19 protein-coding genes are annotated in these 23,049 nt (G+C 62.5%); 13 read left to right on the top strand and 6 right to left on the bottom strand.

Annotation, left to right across the window (positions count from 1 at the left end; genetic code table 11):
* Positions 1-57 precede the first annotated feature (57 nt).
* Positions 58-846, bottom strand: a complete 789-nt coding sequence (locus SJY08_RS01990) for a carbon-nitrogen hydrolase family protein (protein ID WP_377274523.1) — start codon at positions 844-846, stop codon at positions 58-60.
* Positions 847-1,004: 158 nt separating this feature from the next.
* Here SJY08_RS01990 and SJY08_RS01985 point away from each other — a divergent pair, with 158 nt between their 5' ends.
* Positions 1,005-1,493 carry a hypothetical protein gene (locus tag SJY08_RS01985; RefSeq protein ID WP_377274521.1) on the top strand — a complete coding sequence of 163 codons (489 nt, stop codon included), beginning with the start codon at positions 1,005-1,007 and terminating at the stop codon, positions 1,491-1,493.
* A 45-nt stretch (positions 1,494-1,538) separates the two neighbouring features.
* Here the strand turns inward: SJY08_RS01985 and SJY08_RS01980 are convergent, their stop codons facing one another.
* The gene (locus SJY08_RS01980) at positions 1,539-3,374 is read right to left on the bottom strand and encodes an ABC transporter ATP-binding protein (RefSeq protein WP_069043351.1); all 1,836 of its coding nucleotides are present in this window, start codon (positions 3,372-3,374) and stop codon (positions 1,539-1,541) included.
* Between the two features lie 45 nt (positions 3,375-3,419).
* Complete coding sequence (locus tag SJY08_RS01975; RefSeq protein WP_377274519.1) at positions 3,420-4,583, bottom strand: M20 aminoacylase family protein; 1,164 nt, start codon at positions 4,581-4,583, stop codon at positions 3,420-3,422.
* 321 nt (positions 4,584-4,904) lie between these two features.
* Here SJY08_RS01975 and SJY08_RS01970 point away from each other — a divergent pair, with 321 nt between their 5' ends.
* The 3 genes from SJY08_RS01970 to SJY08_RS01960 all read left to right on the top strand — a co-directional run bounded on the left by SJY08_RS01970 (position 4,905) and on the right by SJY08_RS01960 (position 8,622).
* Positions 4,905-6,611: a peptide ABC transporter substrate-binding protein gene (locus SJY08_RS01970; protein ID WP_377274517.1), complete on the top strand. Its 1,707-nt coding sequence runs from the start codon at positions 4,905-4,907 to the stop codon at positions 6,609-6,611.
* Positions 6,612-6,686: 75 nt separating this feature from the next.
* The gene (locus SJY08_RS01965) at positions 6,687-7,697 is read left to right on the top strand and encodes an ABC transporter permease (RefSeq protein WP_054147968.1); all 1,011 of its coding nucleotides are present in this window, start codon (positions 6,687-6,689) and stop codon (positions 7,695-7,697) included.
* On the top strand, positions 7,690-8,622 hold the full coding sequence (locus SJY08_RS01960; protein WP_377274514.1) for an ABC transporter permease: 933 nt from the start codon (positions 7,690-7,692) through the stop codon (positions 8,620-8,622). Before SJY08_RS01965 ends, SJY08_RS01960 begins: the two co-directional genes overlap by 8 nt.
* A 21-nt stretch (positions 8,623-8,643) precedes the next feature.
* On the opposite strand, the gene SJY08_RS01955 is transcribed toward SJY08_RS01960, so the two are convergent.
* On the bottom strand, positions 8,644-9,345 hold the full coding sequence (locus SJY08_RS01955) for a phosphatase PAP2 family protein (protein WP_377274512.1): 702 nt from the start codon (positions 9,343-9,345) through the stop codon (positions 8,644-8,646).
* A 390-nt stretch (positions 9,346-9,735) separates the two neighbouring features.
* On the opposite strand from SJY08_RS01955, the gene SJY08_RS01950 reads away from it, so the two are divergent.
* The 4 genes from SJY08_RS01950 to SJY08_RS01935 all read left to right on the top strand — a co-directional run bounded on the left by SJY08_RS01950 (position 9,736) and on the right by SJY08_RS01935 (position 14,834).
* Complete coding sequence (locus SJY08_RS01950) at positions 9,736-10,734, top strand: P1 family peptidase (protein ID WP_377274510.1); 999 nt, start codon at positions 9,736-9,738, stop codon at positions 10,732-10,734.
* Between the two features lie 287 nt (positions 10,735-11,021).
* Positions 11,022-12,386 carry a bifunctional enoyl-CoA hydratase/phosphate acetyltransferase gene (locus tag SJY08_RS01945; protein ID WP_377274508.1) on the top strand — a complete coding sequence of 455 codons (1,365 nt, stop codon included), beginning with the start codon at positions 11,022-11,024 and terminating at the stop codon, positions 12,384-12,386.
* A complete protein-coding gene (locus SJY08_RS01940) occupies positions 12,383-13,558 on the top strand; it encodes an acetate/propionate family kinase (RefSeq protein WP_377274506.1) in 1,176 nt (391 codons plus the stop codon). Before SJY08_RS01945 ends, SJY08_RS01940 begins: the two co-directional genes overlap by 4 nt.
* Before the next feature lie 82 nt (positions 13,559-13,640).
* The gene (locus SJY08_RS01935; RefSeq protein WP_377274504.1) at positions 13,641-14,834 is read left to right on the top strand and encodes an alpha-D-ribose 1-methylphosphonate 5-triphosphate diphosphatase; all 1,194 of its coding nucleotides are present in this window, start codon (positions 13,641-13,643) and stop codon (positions 14,832-14,834) included.
* An 18-nt stretch (positions 14,835-14,852) separates the two neighbouring features.
* Here the strand turns inward: SJY08_RS01935 and SJY08_RS01930 are convergent, their stop codons facing one another.
* Both SJY08_RS01930 and SJY08_RS01925 read right to left on the bottom strand, forming a co-directional pair.
* Positions 14,853-15,905: a dipeptidase gene (locus tag SJY08_RS01930; RefSeq protein WP_377274502.1), complete on the bottom strand. Its 1,053-nt coding sequence runs from the start codon at positions 15,903-15,905 to the stop codon at positions 14,853-14,855.
* A 119-nt stretch (positions 15,906-16,024) separates the two neighbouring features.
* Complete coding sequence (locus SJY08_RS01925) at positions 16,025-17,464, bottom strand: amidase (protein ID WP_377274500.1); 1,440 nt, start codon at positions 17,462-17,464, stop codon at positions 16,025-16,027.
* 431 nt (positions 17,465-17,895) lie between these two features.
* Here SJY08_RS01925 and SJY08_RS01920 point away from each other — a divergent pair, with 431 nt between their 5' ends.
* The 5 genes from SJY08_RS01920 to SJY08_RS01900 all read left to right on the top strand — a co-directional run bounded on the left by SJY08_RS01920 (position 17,896) and on the right by SJY08_RS01900 (position 23,043).
* Complete coding sequence (locus tag SJY08_RS01920; RefSeq protein ID WP_377274498.1) at positions 17,896-18,996, top strand: ABC transporter ATP-binding protein; 1,101 nt, start codon at positions 17,896-17,898, stop codon at positions 18,994-18,996.
* A 2-nt stretch (positions 18,997-18,998) separates the two neighbouring features.
* Positions 18,999-19,922, top strand: coding sequence for an ABC transporter permease (locus SJY08_RS01915; protein WP_054147960.1), 924 nt, complete (start codon positions 18,999-19,001; stop codon positions 19,920-19,922).
* Entirely contained in the window at positions 19,915-20,724 is an 810-nt protein-coding gene (locus SJY08_RS01910; RefSeq protein WP_377274495.1) for an ABC transporter permease, read from the top strand. Before SJY08_RS01915 ends, SJY08_RS01910 begins: the two co-directional genes overlap by 8 nt.
* A 32-nt stretch (positions 20,725-20,756) precedes the next feature.
* Positions 20,757-21,791 (top strand): extracellular solute-binding protein, encoded by a 1,035-nt coding sequence (locus SJY08_RS01905; protein WP_377278442.1) that lies wholly within the window; start codon positions 20,757-20,759, stop codon positions 21,789-21,791.
* A 70-nt stretch (positions 21,792-21,861) separates the two neighbouring features.
* A complete protein-coding gene (locus SJY08_RS01900; protein WP_377274493.1) occupies positions 21,862-23,043 on the top strand; it encodes a serine hydrolase domain-containing protein in 1,182 nt (393 codons plus the stop codon).
* Positions 23,044-23,049 lie beyond the last annotated feature (6 nt).

The following is a 23,049-nucleotide window of genomic DNA, read 5'->3' as shown; positions in this document are numbered from 1 at the left end:
CTCCTTCATCAACAGCCGTGATGTAGGAGGCCGAAGCTGCCGCTGCAATGCGCAATCTCAGCCGAGGCGATAAAGGCCCGGCCGACGATCGGTGAGATAGGGGTTTTGCGCCCTGGCATCGTCATAGGCGGCGGGATCGATCTCGGCGACCAGCAGCGTTTCCCGCATGCCGGCTCGCGCCAGCTCGTCGCCATCCGGCCCGAGGATGACCGACCGACCGCCATAGGTGAGCCCATTCTCCTCGCCGCAGAGATCGGCATAGATGACGAAGACGCCGTTTTCGAAGGCACGTGTCGGCACCACCGTATCGGCCACCCGTCGGCTAATGATCCCTTCCGGCAGGGCGGTCGGCACCAGGATCAGTTCGGCACCGGCGAGCGCCAGCGTGCGGACATTCTCCGGGAACTCGACGTCATAGCAGATCAGCATGCCGGTCTTGATACCGTTGAGATCGAAGACGTGCGGAGCCTCCGAGCCTGGCACAAAAGCCGCGCGCTCACCCTCGCCATAGAGATGGCTCTTGCGGTAGAATTCCGTGCTGCCGTCCGGCCGGACAAGCACAGAGGAATTGAAGACATGATTGCCGTCGCGCTCGGGAAAACCTGCGCAGATCGAAAGCCCGCAATCGGCCGAAATTTCCGTCAAAGCGCCGATGATCGAACCATCGCGCCCTTCCGCCACTTCCTTGAACTGCGAACCGAGTGCATATCCACTGGTTCCGAGTTCGGGCGTGACAAGAAGCTCCGCGCCCATTTCTGCCGCCGCCATGGCAGCTTGGGCAATCTTGCCGATATTGCCCGGAACATCGCCGGAAAGCGGCTGCATTTGATAGAGCGAAATCAGCATGATGCACCTGTCTGCGTCAGAGTCTGGGTTGGAACGTTAGTGCTGCATGCCTAGCGGAGGCAAGCGGCAACTCCAAGGCAAGCCGCGCCAGGTTGCCTTTCTTGTCTCGGACCTTATCTTTAGGAAATGGAACATGTGATCGAAGCAGGCTTGTCCTGATGGCTTTTGTCGTTACGGCCGCCGTAGCGTTGCTGCTGATAGAGCTTTATCTCAGGCGCCGCCCCTGGGCGATCGCGCTGACCGGCGTGATCGCTGTCGTCGGCACCGTGATCTGGATCTTCAGCGATAATCAGTCGAGAAGCCAGAGAGGCGCTGTCTCGGCCGTCACAGTGGATGTCGGAGCCGACGGCGAGACTTGCCTTGATCCGGCCCTGCCGCTGGCTGCAACACTCACCAATTCTTCCGGCGACATGGTCAACCGCATTGCCTTTGACCTGATCGGAGAACAGGCGGAAAGAGCCGGCACCGCCTATCGCGGTACTCTCCGTCATAATCAGTTTCTGGCGCCGGGCGAAAGCATCACGCGGTGTTTCCCCCTGCTCTACCACGGCTTTGCCCATCCGCGTCCACAGATCGTCGATGCGACGAAATATGACTGGACGGCACACGTGACCCTTGTCGGCTTCGGCGACGCGCCCTCCCCATAAGCATCCACCTAAGAACACGGGAAAAAGGCCGGCAGGAACAGTCTCTCACACCTGAACGAGATGCCCCTCGCTCACCTCCCGGTACTGGCGCGCAGGCGGTTGGTAGCCCGCGGGCCGAATGGGGCTCTTGATCTCGTCGGTCGACAGATTGCGCTTGAGCTTGCGTCGCGCCGGATCCGGCACCGGCACCGCCGCCATCAGCTTCTTCGTGTAGGGATGCTGCGGATTGTCGAAGACGGCCTGACGCGGACCGATCTCGACGATCTCGCCGAGATACATCACGGCGACCCGGTGGCTGACCCGCTCCACGACTGCCATGTCGTGGCTGATGAAGAGATAGGCGAGGTTGAAGCTCTGCTGCAGATCGAGCAGCAAATTGCAGACCTGCGCCTTGATCGACACGTCCAGCGCCGAGACCGCTTCGTCGGCGACGATGATCTTCGGATCGAGCATCAGCGAGCGGGCAATCGCGATGCGCTGGCGCTGACCGCCCGAGAACTCATGTGGATAACGCGGCATCATGTCGGCCGAGAGCCCCACCCGCTCCAGGAGGTCTGCGGCCTTGTCGCGCGCTTCGGCTTTCGAACCGAGCTTGTGCTCGACGAAAGGCTCCATCACCGCCTGCCCTACGCTCATGCGCGGATCGAGACTGGCGAAGGGATCCTGGAAGACCATCTGGATGCTGCGACGCATGCGCCGGAGCGAAGCCTCGTCGAGGCTGCCAACATTGTAACCGTCGACCGTGATCTGACCCGAAGTCGGTTCAACCAGCCGGGTGATCGAGCGGCCCGTTGTGGACTTGCCGCAACCCGATTCGCCGACCAGGGACAAGGTTTCGCCCGGCTTGAGGGTGAAGGAGACGTTTTCGACCGCATGCACCGCGCCGCTCTTGCGCCCGAACAGGCCGGACCGGATGTCGAAGCGGGTGGTGAGGTTTTTCACCTCCAGCAGTGGTTGGCTCGCTTTTTCCGGAACTCCGGCTTCCGCCTCCGGCACCAGCGTGGCCCCGGTCTTGATATCGATGACCGGGAAACGCATCGGCCGCTCCCGCCCGCCCATGGATCCGAGCTTCGGAACGGCGGACAGCAATGCGCGCGTATAGGGATGTTGGCCACGATTGAAGATGTCGTCCGTCGTCCCCGTTTCCACGGCCTCGCCGCGGAACATGACGATGGTCCGGTCCGACACTTCGGCCACCACACCCATGTCATGGGTGATGAAGAGCACCGCCATGCCCTCCTCGTCCTGAAGCGTCTTGATCAGGTCGAGGATCTGGCCCTGGATGGTGACGTCAAGCGCGGTGGTCGGCTCGTCGGCGATCAGCAGCTTCGGCCGGGATGCGAGCGCCATGGCGATCATCACGCGCTGACGCATGCCGCCTGAGAACTGGTGCGGATATTCATCGAAGCGGTTCTTGGCGTTCGGGATACGGACGCGGTCGAGCAGCCGCAACACCTCGGTCTTTGCCTCTGCATTGGAGATGTCGCGATGGCACGTGATGGCCTCGGCAATCTGCTTGCCGATCGGAAAGATTGGATTGAGCGAGGTCATCGGCTCCTGGAAGATCATCGAGATCTGGTTGCCGCGCACCTGGCGCATTTGCTCGGCATCGAGCGTCAGAAGCTCGCGCCCCTCCAGTTTGACGCTCCCCGCGATGCGGCTCGTCAATTCCGGCAGAAGCCGCATGATCGACAGCGAGGTCACGCTCTTGCCCGACCCTGATTCGCCGACGATCGCCACGGTCTCTCCCGAGGCGACGTCGAGATCCATGTTTCGCACCACAGACCGCCACTCGGTGCCGACCCTGAACGAGGTCGTCAGACCCCGCACCGACAGCACCGGCGCCCTGCTTGCTTCTGTTGCCTGTTCCACCACAGCCATATCCCGTTCCCCTGTTTTTATCTGTGTCGAGATGTGGTCGTGTAATCAGGCGGCGAGTGCCGTTTCGGCAAGCGTCACCCAGTAGCTGATACCATAGGGAATCACCTCGTCGTTAAAGTCATAGGCGGAGTTGTGCAGGTTGGCCGTATTGCCATTGCCGATAAAGACGAACGAGCCGGGCCGCGCTTCGAGCATGTAGGAAAAATCCTCAGCACCCATCGCCGGCGGGAAGGCATCGCTGACGGCATGGTCCCCGGCCACCTTGCGCATGATATCGAGCGCGAACTCGGTCTCCGGTTCATGGTTGACGGTGACCGGATAACCGCGGTGATAGCGCAGCGTCGCCTTGCCCCCCATGGCCATCGCGACGCCGGACGCAATCTCGCCGATTCGGGCCTCGGCCATGTCGCGCATGTCCGGCATCAGCGTGCGAACGGTACCGGACAAGGTTACGGCATCGGGAATGACGTTATAGGCATCGCCCCCGTGGATCTTCGTCACTGTGACAACCACTGAGCCAAGCGGATCTGTCTCGCGGGCGGCAATCGACTGCAGTGCCACAACCACCTGTGAAGCTGCCAACACCGGATCAATGCTCTTGTGCGGCTGGGCGGCATGACCGCTTCGGCCTTCCACCACGATGTCAAACTGGTCGGCAGCGGCCATGACCGGTCCCTTCTTGGTGGCAAATGTGCCGACCGCCATGCCGGGATGGTTATGCATGCCATAGACCTGGCGGATGCCGAATTTCTCCATCATGCCATCGGCGACCATCTCGCGCGCGCCACCGCCGCCCTCTTCGGCCGGCTGGAAGATCACGGCGATCGATCCGCGGAAATTGCGGGTCTCGGCGAGATATTTGGCCGCACCGAGCAGCATGGCCGTGTGGCCGTCATGGCCACAGGCATGCATCTTGCCGGGCGTCTTGGAGGCCCAGGCCTTGCCGGACATTTCGTGGATCGGCAGTGCATCCATGTCGGCACGGAAGCCGACGACCGGCCCATCGCCGCGATTGCCCTTGATGATCGCGACCACGCCGGTCCGACCGATCCCCGTTTCGACTACGTCGCAGCCGAATTCCTCGAGCTTCTCGGCCACGAAGGCCGCTGTGCCATGCACGTCGAACAGGAGTTCGGGATTCTGGTGCAGATGGCGGCGCCACTCAGCGACTTCGGGCTGGAGTTCGCTGGCGCGGTTGAGCACTGGCATGAAGTAACCTCTTTTTGTCGTTGTTCCCCGCAGGATTTCGCGCATACTGTGCCGCGATGCGCAGCTTTGGCAAGCCGCAAAATTCCGTCTTGCATGGAAAATAGGCTTGTGATTACATGGCCTAAATTTTAGCCAACCCGACAGATACTGGGCTGTTCGGGAACGCATTGCGCGACTCTGCGGAGCGCCTCAGATTGGAAAACTTTCCTGCAATACCAAGAAGATAGGTGGTTGACATTTGGCGAATGGGCTGGCCACATCGCTGGCCGGCAGATCGGTCTTCCATCATGCCTGCAAACAAAAATAATGGGGAATGAGCACATGAACACTCGCAAAATGATGCTGGCGGCGTCGGCTGCCGCTTTCGCGCTGACGGCAGCGCCGGCAATGGCCGAACGCGGCACGGACGGCGACCTGAAGATCATCTTCTGGCAGGCCGTCTCGACGATGAACCCGTATCTGTCGGGGGGAACCAAGGAAGTTTACGCAGCCTCGATGGTCATCGAGCCGCTCGCCCGCTACGACGAGACCGGCGCACTGGTGCCGATGCTGGCCACGGAGATCCCGACTGTTGAAAACGGCGGCGTAGCAGCCGATTTCAAGAGCATCACCTGGAAGCTGAAGCCTGACCTGAAATGGTCCGACGGCTCGGCCGTCACGGCCGAAGACGCAATCTTCACCTGGAAATACTGCACGGCACCGGACGGCGGCTGCGCCCAGGGCGCCTATTTCGAAGGCGTGACCAATGTGGAAGCCGTTGACGCCTCCACCATCAAGGTCTCCTTCGCCGATGCCAAGCCCTATCCCTACAGCGCCTTTGTCGGCGCACAGGCTCCGCTCATCCAGGCAGCCCAGTTCAAGGATTGCCTTGGCGCCAAGGCGCCGGAATGCACGGCCGCCAACTTTGGCCCTGTTGGAACCGGCCCCTTCGTCGTCAACGAATTCAAGCCGAATGACGTCGTGACATTCACCGCCAACCCGAACTACCGCGACGCCGCCAAGCCGGCTTTCGCCTCGGTCACGCTGAAGGGTGGCGGTGACGCCGCTTCCGCAGCGCGCTCGGTTCTCGAGACCGGCGAATTCGACTATGCTTGGAACATGCAGGTCGAACCCGAAATCCTCGACCAGATGATGACTGCCGGCAAGGGCAAGATCGAAGTCGCCTTCGGCACGCAGGTTGAACGCATCGACATCAACCCTTACGGCGTCGATCCCTCGCTCGGCGACAAGCGCTCGACCAAGGAAGCCGGCCCGCACCCGGCCCTTTCCGACCCGGCCGTTCGCCGCGCGCTCTCGATCGCGATTGACCGCGAAATCATCGACGAAGCCGGCTACGGCCCGAACGGCCAGCCCACCTGCAACATCCTGCCGGCGCCGGATATCTATGTCTCCACCGCGGTTGACTGGTGCCTGAAGCAGGACATCGAAGGCGCAAACAAGCTGCTCGACGATGCCGGCTGGGTCATGGGCTCGGATGGCGTCCGCGAGAAGGACGGCGTCAAGCTATCCTTCCTCTACCAGACCTCGACCAACTCCGTCCGTCAGGGCACCCAGGCATTGGTCAAGGACATGTGGAGCCAGATCGGCGTTTCCGTCGAACTGCGCAACATCTCGGCTTCCGTCTTCTTCGGCGGTGACCCGGCCTCTCCGGACACCTTCCAGAAGTTCATGGCCGACATCCAGATGTACACCAACAACTTCGACGGCACGGATCCGGAGAAGTACATGGCGGGCTGGATGTGCGACAAGATCCCGAACCCGGCCAATGGCTGGCAGGGTGAAAACATCGTCCGCTACTGCAACCCGGAATACGATGCGCTTGTGAAGGAACTCGGCCAGACCGGCGAGCTCGAAAAGCGTGCCGAAATCGCCAAAAAGCTGAACGACATGCTCTCCAACGATGTCGCCCAGATCCCGCTTATCCATCGCGGTCAGCCGTCGGCTGTCAACAACACGCTGCTTGGCGTGAAGATGAACGCCTGGGATTCGGAACTCTGGAACGTCGCCGACTGGTCGCGCGCTAAGTAATGCCCTTCGCGCCGGGCCTGCCTTCACGGGCGGGCCCGGCGTTCGCATTTTTGCCGACAGTCTGGAGCCCAGCCGATGTTTACCTTCACCGTACGGCGACTGCTGTTCGCAGTCCCGACGCTACTGGCCATCAGTTTCATAATTTTTGCCCTGCTCGACCTTGCACCGAGCGACCCGTTGGGCGACCTGCCGCTCACCATTCCGCCCGAAGTGCGCGAGCAGATCCGGCTGGCCATGGGCCTCGATCAGCCCTTCATCATTCGCTATTTCAAATGGCTGCAGCAGTTCTTCATCAATGAACCGTTGAACATCTTCGAACAGATCACCGGCATCACCGTCGGCTCCGGCGAGCGCATGCGCGTGCTTTCCTGGGCGACCCGCAGCCCCGTGGTTGACCTGATCGTCCAGCGTCTGCCACAGACGCTCTGGGTCGTCGGTCTCTCCTACCTCTTCGGCGTTTTGATCGCGATCCCGATCGGCGTCATCTCCGCCTATCGCCAGTATTCCTGGTTCGACCAGATCGGCACCTTCGTCTCGATGGTCGGCTACTCCGTGCCGACCTTCTTCACCGGCGTCCTGCTGATCGTCGTCTTCTCCTCCTGGCTCCAGTGGTTCCCGTCGATCTATGATACCACACTGGTGGTCAACAGCTGGGACAGCTTCGTGCTCCAGGTGAAGCAGATGTTCTTGCCCGTCCTGGTGCTGACGCTGTTCAACGTCTCGCAGATCAGCCGCTTCGTGCGCGCCTCCATGCTCGACAACCTGAACATGGATTATGTCCGCACCGCCCGTGCCAAGGGCGTCAAGGAAAAGATCGTGCTGCTCGTGCATGTCCTGCGCAACAGCCTGATCCCGGTCGTGACTGTGATCGCGCTCGGCGTTCCCACGATCTTCTCCGGGGCCATCATCACCGAGCAGGTCTTCCGCGTGAATGGTCTGGGGCAGTTGCTGATCACTGCGATCCAGGGCGCCGACATCCCGCTCGTGCAGACCCTGACCTTCATCTTCGCGATCCTGATCGTGCTCTTCAACCTGATTGCCGACGTTCTCTACGGCATACTCGATCCGAGGATCCGCTATGAGTGATGCCGCAATCGCGACGACCGGTGCACCGGCTCCACAGACAAGACCTCAGAGCGGCAGCTTCTGGCCCATGCTCTGGCGCCAGTTCCGCGCCCACAAGGGTGGCGTTGCCGGCCTGATCGTCTTCGTCTTCATCGTCGCCGCCGTCTTCATCGGCCCTCACATCCACACGATCGATCCGGCGAAACTCGACATCCGTGCCAAGAACCAGGGGCCGTCCTGGGAGCATCCCTTCGGCACAGACAACCTTGGCCGCGACATGCTGGCCCAGGTTCTCGCCGGTGGCCAGATCTCGCTCGCCGTCGGCATGGCGGCAATGTTGCTGGCCCTGGTCGTCGGCACGCTGGTCGGGGTCTTGTCAGGCTACTCCCGCAAGCTCGACGGCCCTCTGATGCGTCTGACCGACCTCTTCCTGGCGCTGCCGCTCCTGCCGCTGCTGCTGGTGATCATCATGTTGTTCCGCGACACGTTGCGCACCGCCTTCGGCCCGGAAACCGGCATCTTCATCCTGATCGTCTTCGTCATCGGCATCACCAGCTGGATGCACACGGCCCGCATCGTGCGCGGCGACGTATTGGCGATCAAGAGCCAGGAATTCATCCTGGCGGCGAAATCGAGCGGCATGCGCGAGCACCGCATCATCATCAAGCACATCCTGCCCAATGTGATGTCTTCGATCATGGTCTCGGCGACGCTCGGCATCGCCACCGCCATCATCACCGAGTCCGCGCTCTCATTCCTGGGGCTCGGCTTCCCGCCGGACTTCCCCACCTGGGGCCGTCTACTGTTCGACGGCGCCAACTTCCTGCAGATCAACCCGTCCCGCGTCTTGTGGCCGGGCCTCGCGATCTCGCTCACGGTACTGAGTGTCAACTATATCGGCGACGCGATTAGAGATGCGCTGGATCCGAAGGCATTGAAGCATTGAGGGTAACCCCAAGTGGGCGCATTAGCGCCCACTTGGCCTTCCCAACACCCTTCTCGCAGCAAACCAGCTGGCACATGCCCAGACCGTTCCCGCCGCCCAGCCACCGAGCACGTCAGTGGGGTAATGCACCCCGAGATAGATGCGGCTGAGGCCGATGATCAGGGTGAGGAACACCGCAACGAGCGGGAAGAAGTAACGCAGCGAAGGCTGCTCTTCGATGCGCGACAGCATGGCGCCGAGGGTGAGATAAGTGATCGCAGACAGCATGGCGTGGCCGCTCGGAAAGCTCATGTCCGACACCTCGACCAGATGCTGCACGACTTCAGGCCTCGGCCGGGCAATTCCAAGCTTCATCGCGCTGCTCAAGGCCCACCCGCCGAGGATCGAAACGGTGACGAAGGCGGCCGTGCGGAATTTGCGACGCAGAGCCAGATATGTGACGACCAGGGTCACGAGCAATGTCAGCACGGTCACGCCGCCAAGCGCCGTGATGTCGACCATCACCTTGGTGAGCCAGGCGGGACCGACCGGCATGCTGAGATCAGATGTATCACGCAACATCAGCAGCACGCTCTCGTCGAAGGCACGCGTCTCGCCTTCCAGCACTTCCCCCGTCAGTTCGAACAGCAGATAGGCAACAAGCGCCGCCACCAGCGCAGTCAGCCAGACACGGGCTTCGGCGACCGAGACGATGCGGGTGAGATGGCGCTTGAGCTGCTGCATGGGCGAGATCCTGATCGGTGATGTTGAGGCTACATCGCGTTGAAAGGCGCGTGCGTCAATCGGGACGCGGGGAGCAAATGTGGACGGGTCGGAGTTGTTCCATACTTCCCTTTCCGGACAGCGGCGGTTCGCTCGCGCCGAGGGCCTGGCACCGCCCCTCACCCTACCCTCTTCCCGCAGGCGGGGAGAGGGAGGCAGGCGCGGTTACCGTCTCGGTCTTCTCCCCCGCCTGCGGGGAGAAGGTGCCGCCCTTCGACAGGTTCAGGAGGCGGATGAGAGGCCATAGCCGCACGGCACAGGCTTTGAGCCGATCAGCTTACTCACCAAAACCGCCTTGATCTTGTCGCCCACCCCCGCCACTCTCCGCCCGCACATCCGGAGACATGCCCCATGCCCCAAGGCCCGCTCAACCTTCTGACCGACATCGACGGTCTGGCCGTCGGCCATGCGACAGACCTCACCCTCGGCTCCGGCGTCACCGTGATTGTCTTCGACGAACCGGCAACAGCGTCTGGAATCGTGCTCGGCGGCGCGCCCGGTGGACGCGACGTGACGCTGCTCGATCCCTCCATGACAGTGCAACAGGTCGATGCCTTCGTGCTCTCAGGCGGCTCGGCCTTCGGGCTGGATGCGGCGGGCGGCGTGCAGTCGGGTCTGCGCGCGGCGGGTCGTGGCTTTGCCGTGGGCTCCGTGCGGGTGCCGATCGTGCCGCAGGCGATCCTGATGGATCTGCTGAATGGTGGAGCTAAGGACTGGGGCCTGCATGCTCCCTATCGCGATCTCGGCTATAAGGCCTTTGAGAACGCGGCGAAAGGGGCCTTCGCGCTCGGCACTATTGGCGCCGGAACGGGTGCCACGACGGCCAATATCAAGGGTGGCCTGGGCTCTGCCAGCGCCATTTCGTCCTCGGGCCACACAATCGCAGCGCTGGTGGCCGTCAACGCCATGGGTTCAGTCACGGTTGGTGACAGTCCGCATTTCTGGGCTGCCCCTTTTGAGGAGGGAGAAGAATTCGGTGGTCTTGGCCAGCCCGCTCATGTGACCGTTGAAGATCGGGCGATGCGCATCAAGGGGCTGCGACTGACGGCAACCACCATCGGCGCCGTCGTGACCGATTGCGCGCTCTCGAAGCCCGAGCTCCACCGCCTGTCGATCGCCGCCCATGATGGCCTCGTCCGCGCCGTGCTTCCGGCCCATCTGCCCTCCGACGGCGACACGATGTTTACTGCCTCGACGGGAAGACGCGCACGCAGCAGTCAGGCCGACCTCATGGAGCTCTGCCATCTGGCAACGCTGGTGACGGCCCGGGCGATCGCGCGCGGCGTGTTCGAGGCCGTCGCCCTGCCTTACGCGGATGCGCAGCCGGCCTGGCGGGACAAATGGGGGTGATCTCGGCTCCCTGCGGACAGCAGTGTGGCTGGCAGAGCGGTCAGCGGCCACTCTCCCCCCGTGTGGGGGAGATGTCGACAGAGCCGACAGAAGGGGTACCGCGCAGCACAAGGTGACCTGATCTCCCTCCCACCACCTTCGTCGAACCCGCCCTTGACCCAAGTCAAGGACAGTGCACCCTTCGCCGCAGAGATTGCCCGCCAAGGTTGGTCACGCGCATGACGCAGATCATCCGCAAGATAAACGGATCGGGGGAGGACGGTTCGACAATGGAAGATGAAAGCGACATGGAAAGACCAGTCCTCACCAACCGCATGTTCGACGAGCTGAAGCTCGGCGATGCGGCAAGCCTCACGCGCATCATCGGTCCCGATGATATCGAGCTCTTTGCAGCGCTGTCCGGCGACAACAACCCGGTGCCACTCGGCCAGTCGCTGATCCCGGCCGGAATGATCTCCGCCGTGCTCGACACCCGCCTTCCCGGCCCCGGAACAGTGTATCTCGGCCAGGATCTGGAGTTCTGGAGGGACATCGCGACCGGCGACCGCATCACCGCGACGGTGACCCTGATGACCAAGGAGAGCGATGGCCGGACCCTGATCTTCGACACCCGCTGCGTCAACCAGAACGGCGAGCCCGTTTTGGCCGGCAAGGCCCGTGTGCGGGCGCCGTTCGAGCGCATCAGTTGGTCGGAGAACCTTCCGCCGGATGTCTCGCTGCAGCGCCACGACCGCTTCGATGCGATCGTGGCCGAGGCCCGCAGCCTGCCGATGGTGCGAACCGCCCTTGTGCATCCCTGCTCGCCGGAAGCCATCGAGGGTGCCGTCGAAATCCGCGACGAAGGTCTGCTCGACCCGATCCTGATCGGCCCGGAGGCGAAAATCCGCGCGGCCGCCGCAAAGGCCGGCATCTCGATCGACGGTTTCGAGATCATGTCGACCGAACACAGCCATGCGGCAGCGGCCCTTGCCGTCGAACTCGCCGTTGCCGGCAAGGTCGGCTCCGTGATGAAAGGCAGCCTGCATTCCGACGAGCTTCTGGCCGCCGTCGTCGGTGGCGGTTCGGGCCTCAGGACCGAGCGCCGCGTCAGCCATGTCTATGTCATGGATGTGCCGGCCTATTCCAAGCTGCTGATCGTCACGGACGCCGCGATCAACATCGCCCCCACCCTCGAACACAAGCGCGACATCTGCCAGAACGCAGTCGATCTCATGCATATGCTGGGCGTGGCGGAGCCCAAGGTCGCCGTGCTCGCTGCCGTCGAGACGGTCAACGACAAGATGCCGGCGACACTGGAGGCCGCAGCCTTGACCGTGATGGCAGCGCGCGGCCAGATCAAGGGTGCCAAGGTCGACGGTCCGCTCGCCTTCGACAATGCGATCAGCATGGAAGCCGCCCGCACCAAGGGCATCATCTCCCCCGTCGCCGGCGACGCCGATATCCTGCTGGTGCCCGACCTCGAAGCCGGCAACATGCTCGCCAAGCAGCTCCTCTATTTCGCCAATGCCGATGCCGCCGGTCTGGTGCTCGGCGCCCGCGTTCCGATCATTCTGACCAGCCGCTCGGACAGCCTCAGAGTCCGCATTGCGTCGGCAGCTCTGGCAAAACTCGTCGCTGCCAAGCGAGCGGCAGCGCTCGGGGACAAGGCATGAGGCAGAAACTGCTGCTGAGCTTCAATGCCGGCTCTTCGACGGTGAAGATCGGCATATTCGCCCACGAGGCCCAAGGCGCCAGACGCATCGGCAAGGGCGTGATCGACTTCCGCGCAGAGCCGCTGACCTTCCATCTGGTCGAGGGGCCACAAGTCTTCGACGTACCGCTCGTGGCAAAGACCGATGACCTGCTGCACGACGTGTTGGAAGAGGTCTTTGACTGGCTCGGAGAACACTACGATCTCGACGCCGTCTCGGCCGTTGGTCACCGCGTGGTCCATGGCGGCGATCGCTTCGCAGATGCTGCAATCGTCGACGAGGAGGGCCTAACCGCAATCGAGAGTCTGGTGACACTGGCACCTCTCCACCAGCCGCAGAACCTGCGTCTTATCCGCGCCATCGCTGAACTGAAGCCCGGCCTCCCCCAGACCGCCTCCTTCGACACCGCGTTCCACCGCACGCAGTCCGACACCGTCAGGCGCTTCGCCATTCCGCGCGAATGGTTCGTTAAGGGCGTCAAGCGCTACGGCTTTCACGGCCTATCCTATGCCTTTATCGCAGGCGCCCTGAAAACGCTCGAACCGGAGACCGTCGGCGGCCGTGCCGTCGTTGCACATCTCGGCTCCGGCGCCAGCCTCTGCGCGCTGGACCACGGGATCAGCCGCGACACCTCCATGGGCTTTTCCACCATTGACGGCGTGCCCATGGCGACCCGCTCCGGCGCGATCGATCCGGGCGTGCTCTTCCATCTGATGGACGCCCATGGGCTCAGCGTCAAACAGGTCGAGGAGATGATCTACAAGCAGTCAGGCCTGCTCGGTCTCTCCGGCATCAGCGCGGATAGCCGGGTGTTGCTGGAGACCCCTTCGAAGGAAGCCTGCGAGGCACTCGACGTCTTCACCTTCCGCATCGCAGGGGAGGTGGCAAGGCTCGCTGCTTCGCTCGGTGGCCTGGATACGCTGGTCTTCACCGCCGGCATCGGCGAGAACCAACCGACGATCCGCCGTTCGGTGGTCGAGCGCCTGCGCTTCCTCGGCCTGCTCCTGGACAGTGAGGCGAACGACCGCAACGAGGCCGTCATCTCGCGCGAGGAAAGCCGGGTAACGATCCGGGTCATCGCGACCGACGAGGAACAGGTGATTGCCGACGACTGCCTCAGGCTCATCGGATAGAACGATCCGCCGCCGCTGACACCAAAGCGTCATGAAACGCGCCTAGAGACGCTTCGATTGAAAGCGGAAGGAGATGACGCTCATGCTGCGACAGACGGATGCGACGGGTGAAGCCCATGAAGCGGCCCGCGGCGAGGCCCTGATCCTCTCCAATGCCCGCGTTGTGACCCCAAGCCATGTCCTGCATGGTTCGGTGGTCATCGAAAACGGCCTGATTGTCGAAATCCATGAGGGACCGTCGCGCCATGCCGATGCACTCGACTTCGCCGGCGACTATCTCCTGCCCGGCCTTGTCGACATCCACACCGACCATTTCGAGAAGCACCTCTATCCCCGCGCCCATGTACGCTGGGATTTCATGCGCGCCGCCCTTGCCCATGATGCCCAGATCATCGGCGGCGGCGTGACCACCGTCTTCGACAGCCTCTGCGTCGGCGCGACCACCGACAATCCGGAGCGGGCCGAAATCCTGAAGCCGATGATCGAGGCGCTGGAGCAGGCGCAAAGCGCCGGCATGTTCAGGGCCGAACACCTGGTGCACCTGCGCTGCGAACTGACAGACCTGGTCACCCCGCAACTGACGGCCGAGCATATCGACCGCGAGATCGTGCGCGTCATCTCGGTGATGGAACACCTGCCCGGAATTCGCCAGAGCCGTGACATCGAGGCCTATGTCCACCGAGCCTGCAAATCAACAGGCGAGAGCCCGGAACTGGTGCGCGAGAAGATCAAGGTGCTCGTTGCCGAGAAAAGCCAGTTTGCCGCGAGCACCCGTCCAGAGGTCGTCGCGCTCGCCCGGTCGCGCGCCATGCCGCTGATGAGCCATGACGACACCGATGTGGCGCATATCGAGGAAGGCATCGCCGAGGGCGTGTCGATCTCCGAATTCCCCTGCTCGATGGAAGCGGCCGAAGCAGCACGCGCGGCCGGCATGATGATCGTAGCTGGCGCTCCGAACCTCGTGCGCGGCGGCTCGCAGTCGGGCAATGTAGCGGTCCGCGACCTGCTCGCGGCGCGGCTTGTCGACATCCTAGCCTCGGATTATGTGCCGCGCTCGATGCTCGACGCCGCCTTCATGATTTCGGCTGATCCCGGCCTCGACTACGACCTGCCGAGCGCCGTTGCCATGGTGACGCGCAGCCCGGCGCTCGCCGGCAACCTCCCCGATCGCGGCGCGATCGAAACCGGGCTGAAGGCCGATCTGATCCGCGTCGACCTGCAGGACGGGCAGCCCTTCGTCAAGTCGGCCTGGCGCTCCGGCAACCGGGTCGCCTGACCAGGGAAACGACCTGGCTTACTCGTGCCAGGCAGATGCCAGCACCCGAAGCCAGTTCTCTCGGCAGATCTTGTCGAGGTCTGAAGGACCGTAGCCGCGCTCCTTAAGCGCCGTCACGAGCCGCTGGTTGCCGGTAGCGTCGCCGATCACATTCGGGATCGTCGCGCCGTCGAAATCGGACCCCAGCGCCACGCAGTCGATCCCCATGCGGTCGACGAGATAGTCGATATGGCTGACCATGGTCGCAAGCGAGGTCTCCGCATCGTCGCGGCCATCAGGCCGGAGCATGGTGACGGCATAGTTGAGACCGACGAGCCCGTGGCTTGCCTTGATCGCATCCATCTGCCGGTCCGTCAGGTTGCGGGCAACGGGCGTCAACGCATGGACATTGGAATGGCTGGCGATCAACGGCTGATCACTCAAACGCTCGACATCCCAGAAACCCTTCTCGGTGATATGGGCGAGATCGATCAGGATGCCGAGCCGGTTGCAGGCCCGGATCAGATCTTCACCAGCGCGGGTCAGGCCGGGTCCGGTATCGGGCGAACTCGGATAGGCAAAGGGCACGCCGTGCCCGAAGATGTTGTGGCGGCTCCAGACCGGTCCAAGCGAACGAAGCCCCGCGGCATAGAAGACTTCGAGCGTTTCGAGATCGGCATCGATCGCCTCACAGCCCTCCATGTGCAGGACAGCGGCAAAGACTTTGTCCGCCATGGCCTGGCGGATTTCGGCCGTCGTCCGGCACAGCCGCCAGCTGCCGTCCTGATCGAGCCGATGGGCAATTGCCGCCATCTGCAGCGCGATGTCGAGGGACGAGGCCCGATCGAGCGGCGGATCGAGTGGCGTGGAATAATGCCCGTTTGCATCCGGTTCGCGCAGATTGAAGTCATGCGGCGACGGGATGTAGATGGCGCAGAGGCCGCCGGCGAGCCCGCCCTTCCGCGCGCGCGGTGCATCGATATGCCCGGCGCTCGTTCCGTTGCGGAATTCTGCGACCGGATTGCGGCCCTCGCTGCGACTGCGCCAGAGGCGCAGGAGAACATCGTTGTGGCCGTCAAAAACTAGGTTCATGAAGAAGGATCCAGAAGTAGCGTCCAGGCAGAAAACCCGGGCGGGGAAAGAGGTCAAACACTGCAACTGTTTCGGAATCGTTGGACCAAATCATGTCGCGCTTCAAGCGGCACGGCGATTTATCCCGCGGTCCCGGAACCAAGCGGCGGTACACGCGCGAGCCAGTCGGTCGCCGCCTCATAAGCTGAGGCAACGGACAGCACCGCCTGATCCGCCCTCGGTCGCCCGATCAGCTGGAAGCCATTGGGCAGGCCAGTCGCCGAGAAACCGGCGGGCAATGCAGCAACCGGAAGCCCGGCCATGCTGGGGCCAATAACGACCTCCATCCAGCGATGATAAGTGTCCATGTGCTTGCCGGCGATTTCGCGCGGCCACGGAATATCCGCATCGAAGGGGAAGACCTGCGCGGCCGGCGCCACGAGATAGTCGCAAGTCTCGAAAACCTTCATGATCGCCTGATACCAGGCCGTGCGAACGGCCGAGGCCTCGTAGACATCAGCCACCTGGATGCGCAAGCCGGAGCGGACCTCGTAGAGGATCTCGGCCTTCAGCGAGCCACGTCGGCCGGGATCTTCATAGAAGTCCCGCATGCTGCCGGCGGTGAAATAACTGCGTAAAGTCGTCCAGGCCCACCAGAGCCTGTTCATGTCGAAATCGACCTTCACCGGTTCGACGGCGAAACCCAGTCCTTCAAACACGCCGAGCGCCTTCTCGTTCAAGTCGAGCACGCCGGCTTCGAAGGAGAGATGTCCACCGAAGTTCCCGAGCCAGCCGATGCGACCGCCCTTTCCAGGGATCGTCGGATCGAGGGAAATCGGCGGGCTCTCGAAAGAAGACGGATCACGCGCATCGAAACCGGATTGCACGTTGAGAAGCGTCACCACGTCCTGGACCGAGCGGCCCATCGGCCCCAGAGTCGCGAGCTGATTGAGATAGGCATCGCGACCGGGAAGTGTGGGCACGCGGCCGAAGCTCGGGCGGAAACCGACGACATTGTTGAAGGCGGCTGGATTGCGCAAAGAGCCCATCATGTCGCTGCCATCCGCGACCGGCACGAGACGCGCAGCAAGCGCTGCCCCTGCCCCGCCACTCGATCCGCCCGCCGAACGGCTGACATCCCACGGGTTCCGCGTCACGCCAAAGACAGGATTGTAGCTGTGCGAACCGAAGCCCCACTCCGGCGTATTGGTCTTGCCGATGATGATCGCACCGGCGGCCCGGATGCGCTCCACCTGGATGTCGTCGAAATCGGGCACATAATCGTGGAAGAGCGGCGAGCCATAGGTACAGAGAATGCCCTTCGCCTCGCTAAGATCCTTGATGGCAACGGGCACGCCATGCAGGACCCCGAGGGATCTGCCATGCTTGCGCTCGGCATCCTTCGCCCGGGCCTCGGCACGTAGCGCCTCGCGCGAACGAAGACTGACAAGCGCATTGATCTGGGGATTGAGGCTCTCGATCCGCTCGAGATAGGCTTCCATCACCTCCTCGGCCGAGAGACCTCCGGCATCGAGGGATTTCCGGAGGTCGGCAAGGGACAGGGACGTCAGGTCGGACACGCGGGGCTCCGTTCAAATGGGCTCTCTGGTCGGGCAGGAAGAGACGATGGGCTTCCCGACACGACACTGTCAAGCGCCGGGCCGAGCGCCCGACGCAGGCCAGCCATGCGCATCCGGAAAACTTTCAAGCTGCCCAAAATAAAAATGGTCAAACGACCAAATTAGAGGCAACATGCCACAAAAGAGGAAGGAGCGGGCCTCGTCGAACTGCTTTTCCGAAACACGGGAACATCGACGAAATCAGGCGAAATCCGGCGTATTGCCCGTAAGCGGCAGCGGTCTGGACCAAGCCATAAGGGGAGAGATCAGCATGCCCAGAAGCTGGCACGTGACTTGCGTGATACCCTCTGCGCCACCCTGCAGCCTGCGATCGCCGGGCACAGGGTCGAACAAAGCACTTCGCGCATAACCCGAACGCCAGGGGGCACGGCTTGAGTTCCGCATCTGACAAGGCAGCCATCGAAATCCGCGGCGTCAGCCGCATCTACGGAACCGGACAGGACAAGGTCACCGCCCTCGACGGGATCTTCCTCAAGATCAGGGAAAACGAGTTCTTCACACTGCTGGGGCCATCCGGCTGTGGCAAGACCACGCTCCTGCGTCTGATCGCCGGCTTCGATTTCCCGACAACGGGCGAAATCCTGCTGCACGGCGAGGACATCGCGCCACTGCCGCCCTTCCGTCGACCGGTCAATACGGTCTTCCAGTCCTACGCCCTCTTCCCGCACATGACAGTCGCCGACAATATCGGCTTCGGCCTGAAGATGCTCGGCAAGCCGGCAGCCGAGATCAAGGCACGCGTCGACGAGATGCTGGAGCTGGTGCACATGACCCAGATGCGCGACCGGCAGGTCAGCCAGATCTCCGGCGGCCAGCAGCAGCGTGTGGCGCTCGCCCGGGCGCTCGCTCCGAAGCCGAAGGTCCTGCTGCTCGACGAGCCGCTCTCGGCCCTCGATTACAAACTGCGCAAGGAAATGCAGATCGAGCTGAAGCGCGTGCAGGCCGAAACCGGCATCACCTTCATCTTCGTCACCCACGACCAGGAAGAGGCGCTCACCATGTCGGACCGCATCGCGGTCATGTCGATGGGGAGCCTTCGCCAGGTCGGCTCGCCCTGGGACATCTATGATCGCCCCGCCGAACGCTTCGTCGCCGACTTCATCGGCGAGACAAACTTCCTTGAGGTCGAGGTTGCCTCTGTCACGGGCGACCGGGCAAGCGTAAGGCTACGCTCCGGTCGCGAGATCCCCGCGACCTTCCCGGACAACACAACGCCGACAGGCAAGGTGACGATCGTCATCCGACCCGAACACGCCGCCATCGTCGACGCGACAGATGAGGCGACCCTGCAGGGTTCGATCGAAAGCGTCGTCTATCTGGGAACGGACACCAATATCAATGTCCGCCTCGAAGGTGGCTCGCTGTTCACGGTTCGCCAGCAAAACAGCCGCAGCGGCAGCTGCGGGCTGGTCGAGGGCCAACATGTCGGCATCATGGTCAGCCATGATGTCGCGCAAATCCTGAGGGATTGACCATGAGCGCGATCAAGACGGCCCCTGAAAATGCCAAATCGCGCGACATCCGAAACCGCTGGTTCCTGAGCCTCCCGGCGCTTGTCATCATCTTCGTCGCAGCCCTCGGCCCGCTGCTGGTGATGGTGCTCTATTCCTTCCTCGAAAAGGGCGACTACGGCGATGTGAAATTCGGCGTCTTTTCGCTCGAAGGCTGGACCTCGGTCTTCATGCAGCGCGATATCTTCGACGACACGCTGGGCATCGCCGACGCGCACCTCGCGATCTTCTGGCGCTCCATCAAGCTCTCGCTCTACACGACGCTCTTCACCCTGATCCTGGGCTTCCCGACAGCCTATTTCATCGCGACGCGGCCAGCCCGGACCCGCGAGATCTGGGTCTTCCTGATCACCATTCCCTTCTGGACCAACCTCCTGATCCGCACCTTCGCCATGCAGCAGGTCATCCGCAACGAGGGCATTCTCAACAACCTGCTGATCTGGCTCGGCATCATCGATACGCCGCTGCAGATCATCTACACCGACACCGCCACCCTGCTCGGCATGACCTATGTCTATCTGCCGCTGATGGTGCTGCCGCTTTATGCCTCAATCGAGAAGCTGGATTTCCGGCTGGTCGAGGCCGGATACGACCTCTACGCCAACCGTCTGCAGGTGCTCTGGCGCATTGTCATTCCGCTGGTGAAGCCCGGCCTGATTGCCGGCTCCATCCTGGTCTTCATTCCCTCGCTCGGGGCCTATGTCATTCCGCGCGTGCTCGGCGGTGGCAAGAACCTGATGCTGGGCAACCTGATCGAGCTGCAATTCGGTGCCGGCCGCAACTGGCCGCTGGGCGCTGCCATGTCGATCACGCTCATGGCGCTCGTCATGATCGCCCTGCTCTTCTATGTCCGCAACGCGGCAAAGTCGGGGGTGCGTCATGGCTGAACGTCGTTTCGATATCCGCTCGCAACCCGGCTTCGGGCTGATTGCGCTCTTTACCTTCTTCGCGCTCTATTTGCCGATCGCGACGCTGGTCGCCTATTCCTTCAACGCCAGCGACTCGCTCTCATCATGGGGCGGATTTTCTCTGCGCTGGTTCGCCTCGGCGCTGGAGAACAGCACGGTGCAGGCCGCTGCAATGCGCTCGGTCATCATCGCGCTCTGGGCCGCGGGACTGGCGACGATCGCCGCAACCATGGCAGCCCTCGCCACCACCCGCACCGAGCCCTATCGCGGCCTGACGGCGAAATACGCTGTTATCAACCAGCCACTGATGATCCCGGAAATTGTTACGGCCGTGGCGCTTCTGATCGTCTTTTCGCGCATCAAGGTGTGGACCGGCTATTCCGGCCTCGGCTACCTGATCCTTGCCCATACGGCCTTCTGCATTCCCTTTGCCTATCTGCCGATCCGGGCAAGGCTGGAAAGCATGGACCTGACGCTGGAGCGGGCTGCCGCCGATCTCTATGCCACGCCCTGGCAGGCCTTCCGCTTCGTGACATTTCCGCTGCTGAGGCCTGCCATCATCGCCGGCTTCATGCTCGCCTTCGTGATTTCGCTGGATGACGTCGTCATCACCGAATTCGTCAAATCCGGCGGGCAGGACACGCTGCCAACCTACATGCTCGGCCAAATCCGCCGTGAGACGACGCCGGAAATCAACGCGATTGCGACGATTTTCCTCGCCGCCTCAACGGTGCTGATCGTGATCTTCTTCTTCATCAACTGGCGCAAGCCGCAAGCATAAAAGCAACCAACAGAGAGGAACGGAGAATGACAATGAAATGGATGACGACCACGGCGATTGCCGCCATCTCGGTGCTGAGTTTCGCAGGCGCGGCCTCGGCCGCCGGCGAGCTCAACATCTACAACTGGGGCGACTATACCAGCCCGGAGCTGATCAAGAAGTTCGAGGAGCAGTTCGACGTCAAGGTGACGATCACCGACTATGACTCGAATGACACGGCGCTCGCCAAGGTCCGCGCCGGCGGCCATGGCTTCGACATCGTCGTGCCCTCGGCCAACTACATGCCGATCTGGATCAACGAGGGCCTGCTGCTCGAGGCTCGTCCGGACCAGATGGAGAACTTCAAGAACGTCGATCCGCGCTGGGCCGATGTCGAGTGGGATCCGGGCCGTCGTTACTCGGTTCCGTGGCAGTGGGGTGTGACCGGCATCGGCGTCAACACCAAGTTCTACAATGGCGACATCAACACCTCGGCGATCTTCCTCGACCCGCCGGAAGAGCTGGTCGGCAAGCTCAACGTCACGCCCGAAATGAACGACGTCCTCTTCGCCACCATCAAGTATTTTGGCGGCGACTGGTGCACCACTGACAAGGAAGTTCTGAAGAAAGTGCGCGACAAGCTGGTGGAAGCCAAGACCAAGTGGCTCGCCATGGACTACAGCGTCACCGACAAGCTGCCGACCGGCGACTATGCCGGCGTCTACTACTGGAACGGCGCCATCATGCGCTCCCGCCTGCAGAACCCGGAGGTCAAGTTCGGCTATCCGAAGGAAGGCTATCCTGTCTTCATGGACAGCGTCGTCATCCTGAAGGATGCCAAGAACGTCGACAACGCCAAGGCCTTCATGAACTTCATCATGGCTCCGGAAAACGCCGCCATGCTGTCGAACTTTGCCAAGTATGCCAACGGCATCACGGGTTCGGAAGCATTCATGGATAAGGACATGCAGGGCGCGCCGGAACTGGTGATCCCCGCTGAACTGGAGAGTGCCGGCGAGTTCCTGCTGAGCTGCGAACCCGACGTGCAGCAGCTTTACACCCGGATCTGGACCGAAGTGCAGAAGTAACGCTGAACCACAAATGAAAAGACGGACACGGGAGGGCTTGATTGCCCTCCCGCAGGAGGAGCATGCCCTGATGACGACGCAGTTTGCCAAGGCCTATGGTTTTGAAAGACGGGACGTGACGCTTGCCAACTGGCGCGCGACCCCGTTTAGCCGCTTCAGCTTTGGCCATGCCGAGGAAGTGGTGCCGAGCGCCATGATCGCGGCCAGGACCGAGGTGAGTGAAGGCGAACCCGTTGCGTCCGATCTTCTGTCTCTGGCGCTGCCGCAGGGACTGGCCGGGCAGCCGGACGTCCGCGCTTATCTCGACTATGCCCATACCGACGCCTTCGTGCTGATGAAGGCGGGCACGATCGTCGCCGAACACTATGCCCCGCATGCCGGCATCGACCAGCGCCATATTGTGTTTTCGATCAGCAAGTCGCTGACCGCACTTGTCATCGCCTCGCTGGAAGCCGACGGGCTTATGGACCCCGATGCGCCCGTCACCAGCCTTCTCCCCGAAGCAACTGGCTCCGCCTATGGCGACTGCAGCATCCGCGATGTGCTGGACATGCGCGTCAGCCTCGGTTTCGACGAGGCCTATCTGAACACCGACGGCGCCTATGCCCGCTACCGCCGCGCCACGCTCTGGAACCCGGCCGATCCGTCCCAGCCGGATGAAACCTTGCTGGCCTTCCTACTCACGCTGAAGAAGGATGCCCATCCGCATGGCGGCGCGCATTTCTATGCGTCGCCGAACTCCGACCTGCTCGGCATCCTGATTGAGCGCGCAACCGGCGAACGCTACGCCGATGTCCTGTCGACGCGCCTCTGGAAGCCGCTCGGCGCGAAGAACCATGCCAGCGTCACTGTCGATGTCGAAGGCACGGCGCGGGCCGCCGGCGGCATCTCGGTCACCGCCCGCGATCTCTCCCGCGTCGGCGAAATGCTGCGCAACGGCGGCATGGTCGACGGAAAGCGCCTCATCCCCGAAGCCTGGCTCACCGACATGCTGACGGCAGGCGATCACCAGGCCTGGGTCGACGGCAAATCCAACTTCTTCCCCAAGGGTCGTTATCGCAGCCAGTGGTACCAGTCCGGAGAACCGGACGGTGCCTTCTGCGCCATCGGCATTCATGGCCAGTGGCTTTACGTCGACCCATCAACTGAGACCACCATCGTCAAACTCTCCTCGCAGCCCAACCCGCTGGATGACGAGCTGAAACACGACAACTTCGCCTTCTTCCGCGCGCTCAGCACGTGGACCGCATGACTTCAG

It is taken from the genome of Rhizobium sp. R86522, from assembly GCF_042466255.1.
Taxonomy (GTDB): Bacteria; Pseudomonadota; Alphaproteobacteria; order Rhizobiales; family Rhizobiaceae; genus Allorhizobium.
This window is presented reverse-complemented; position numbering and strand designations above follow the sequence as displayed.

Excerpts from the sequence above, each read along its gene's own strand:
- SJY08_RS01990 (WP_377274523.1), bottom strand. The coding sequence starts at position 846 with ATGCTGATTTCGCTCTATCAAATGCAGCCGCTTTCCGGCGATGTTCCG.
- SJY08_RS01985 (WP_377274521.1), top strand. The coding sequence starts at position 1,005 with ATGGCTTTTGTCGTTACGGCCGCCGTAGCGTTGCTGCTGATAGAGCTT.
- SJY08_RS01980 (WP_069043351.1), bottom strand. The coding sequence starts at position 3,374 with ATGGCTGTGGTGGAACAGGCAACAGAAGCAAGCAGGGCGCCGGTGCTG.
- SJY08_RS01975 (WP_377274519.1), bottom strand. The coding sequence starts at position 4,583 with ATGCCAGTGCTCAACCGCGCCAGCGAACTCCAGCCCGAAGTCGCTGAG.
- SJY08_RS01970 (WP_377274517.1), top strand. The coding sequence starts at position 4,905 with ATGAACACTCGCAAAATGATGCTGGCGGCGTCGGCTGCCGCTTTCGCG.
- SJY08_RS01965 (WP_054147968.1), top strand. The coding sequence starts at position 6,687 with ATGTTTACCTTCACCGTACGGCGACTGCTGTTCGCAGTCCCGACGCTA.
- SJY08_RS01960 (WP_377274514.1), top strand. The coding sequence starts at position 7,690 with ATGAGTGATGCCGCAATCGCGACGACCGGTGCACCGGCTCCACAGACA.
- SJY08_RS01955 (WP_377274512.1), bottom strand. The coding sequence starts at position 9,345 with ATGCAGCAGCTCAAGCGCCATCTCACCCGCATCGTCTCGGTCGCCGAA.
- SJY08_RS01950 (WP_377274510.1), top strand. The coding sequence starts at position 9,736 with ATGCCCCAAGGCCCGCTCAACCTTCTGACCGACATCGACGGTCTGGCC.
- SJY08_RS01945 (WP_377274508.1), top strand. The coding sequence starts at position 11,022 with ATGGAAAGACCAGTCCTCACCAACCGCATGTTCGACGAGCTGAAGCTC.
- SJY08_RS01940 (WP_377274506.1), top strand. The coding sequence starts at position 12,383 with ATGAGGCAGAAACTGCTGCTGAGCTTCAATGCCGGCTCTTCGACGGTG.
- SJY08_RS01935 (WP_377274504.1), top strand. The coding sequence starts at position 13,641 with ATGCTGCGACAGACGGATGCGACGGGTGAAGCCCATGAAGCGGCCCGC.
- SJY08_RS01930 (WP_377274502.1), bottom strand. The coding sequence starts at position 15,905 with ATGAACCTAGTTTTTGACGGCCACAACGATGTTCTCCTGCGCCTCTGG.
- SJY08_RS01915 (WP_054147960.1), top strand. The coding sequence starts at position 18,999 with ATGAGCGCGATCAAGACGGCCCCTGAAAATGCCAAATCGCGCGACATC.
- SJY08_RS01910 (WP_377274495.1), top strand. The coding sequence starts at position 19,915 with ATGGCTGAACGTCGTTTCGATATCCGCTCGCAACCCGGCTTCGGGCTG.
- SJY08_RS01905 (WP_377278442.1), top strand. The coding sequence starts at position 20,757 with ATGAAATGGATGACGACCACGGCGATTGCCGCCATCTCGGTGCTGAGT.
- SJY08_RS01900 (WP_377274493.1), top strand. The coding sequence starts at position 21,862 with ATGACGACGCAGTTTGCCAAGGCCTATGGTTTTGAAAGACGGGACGTG.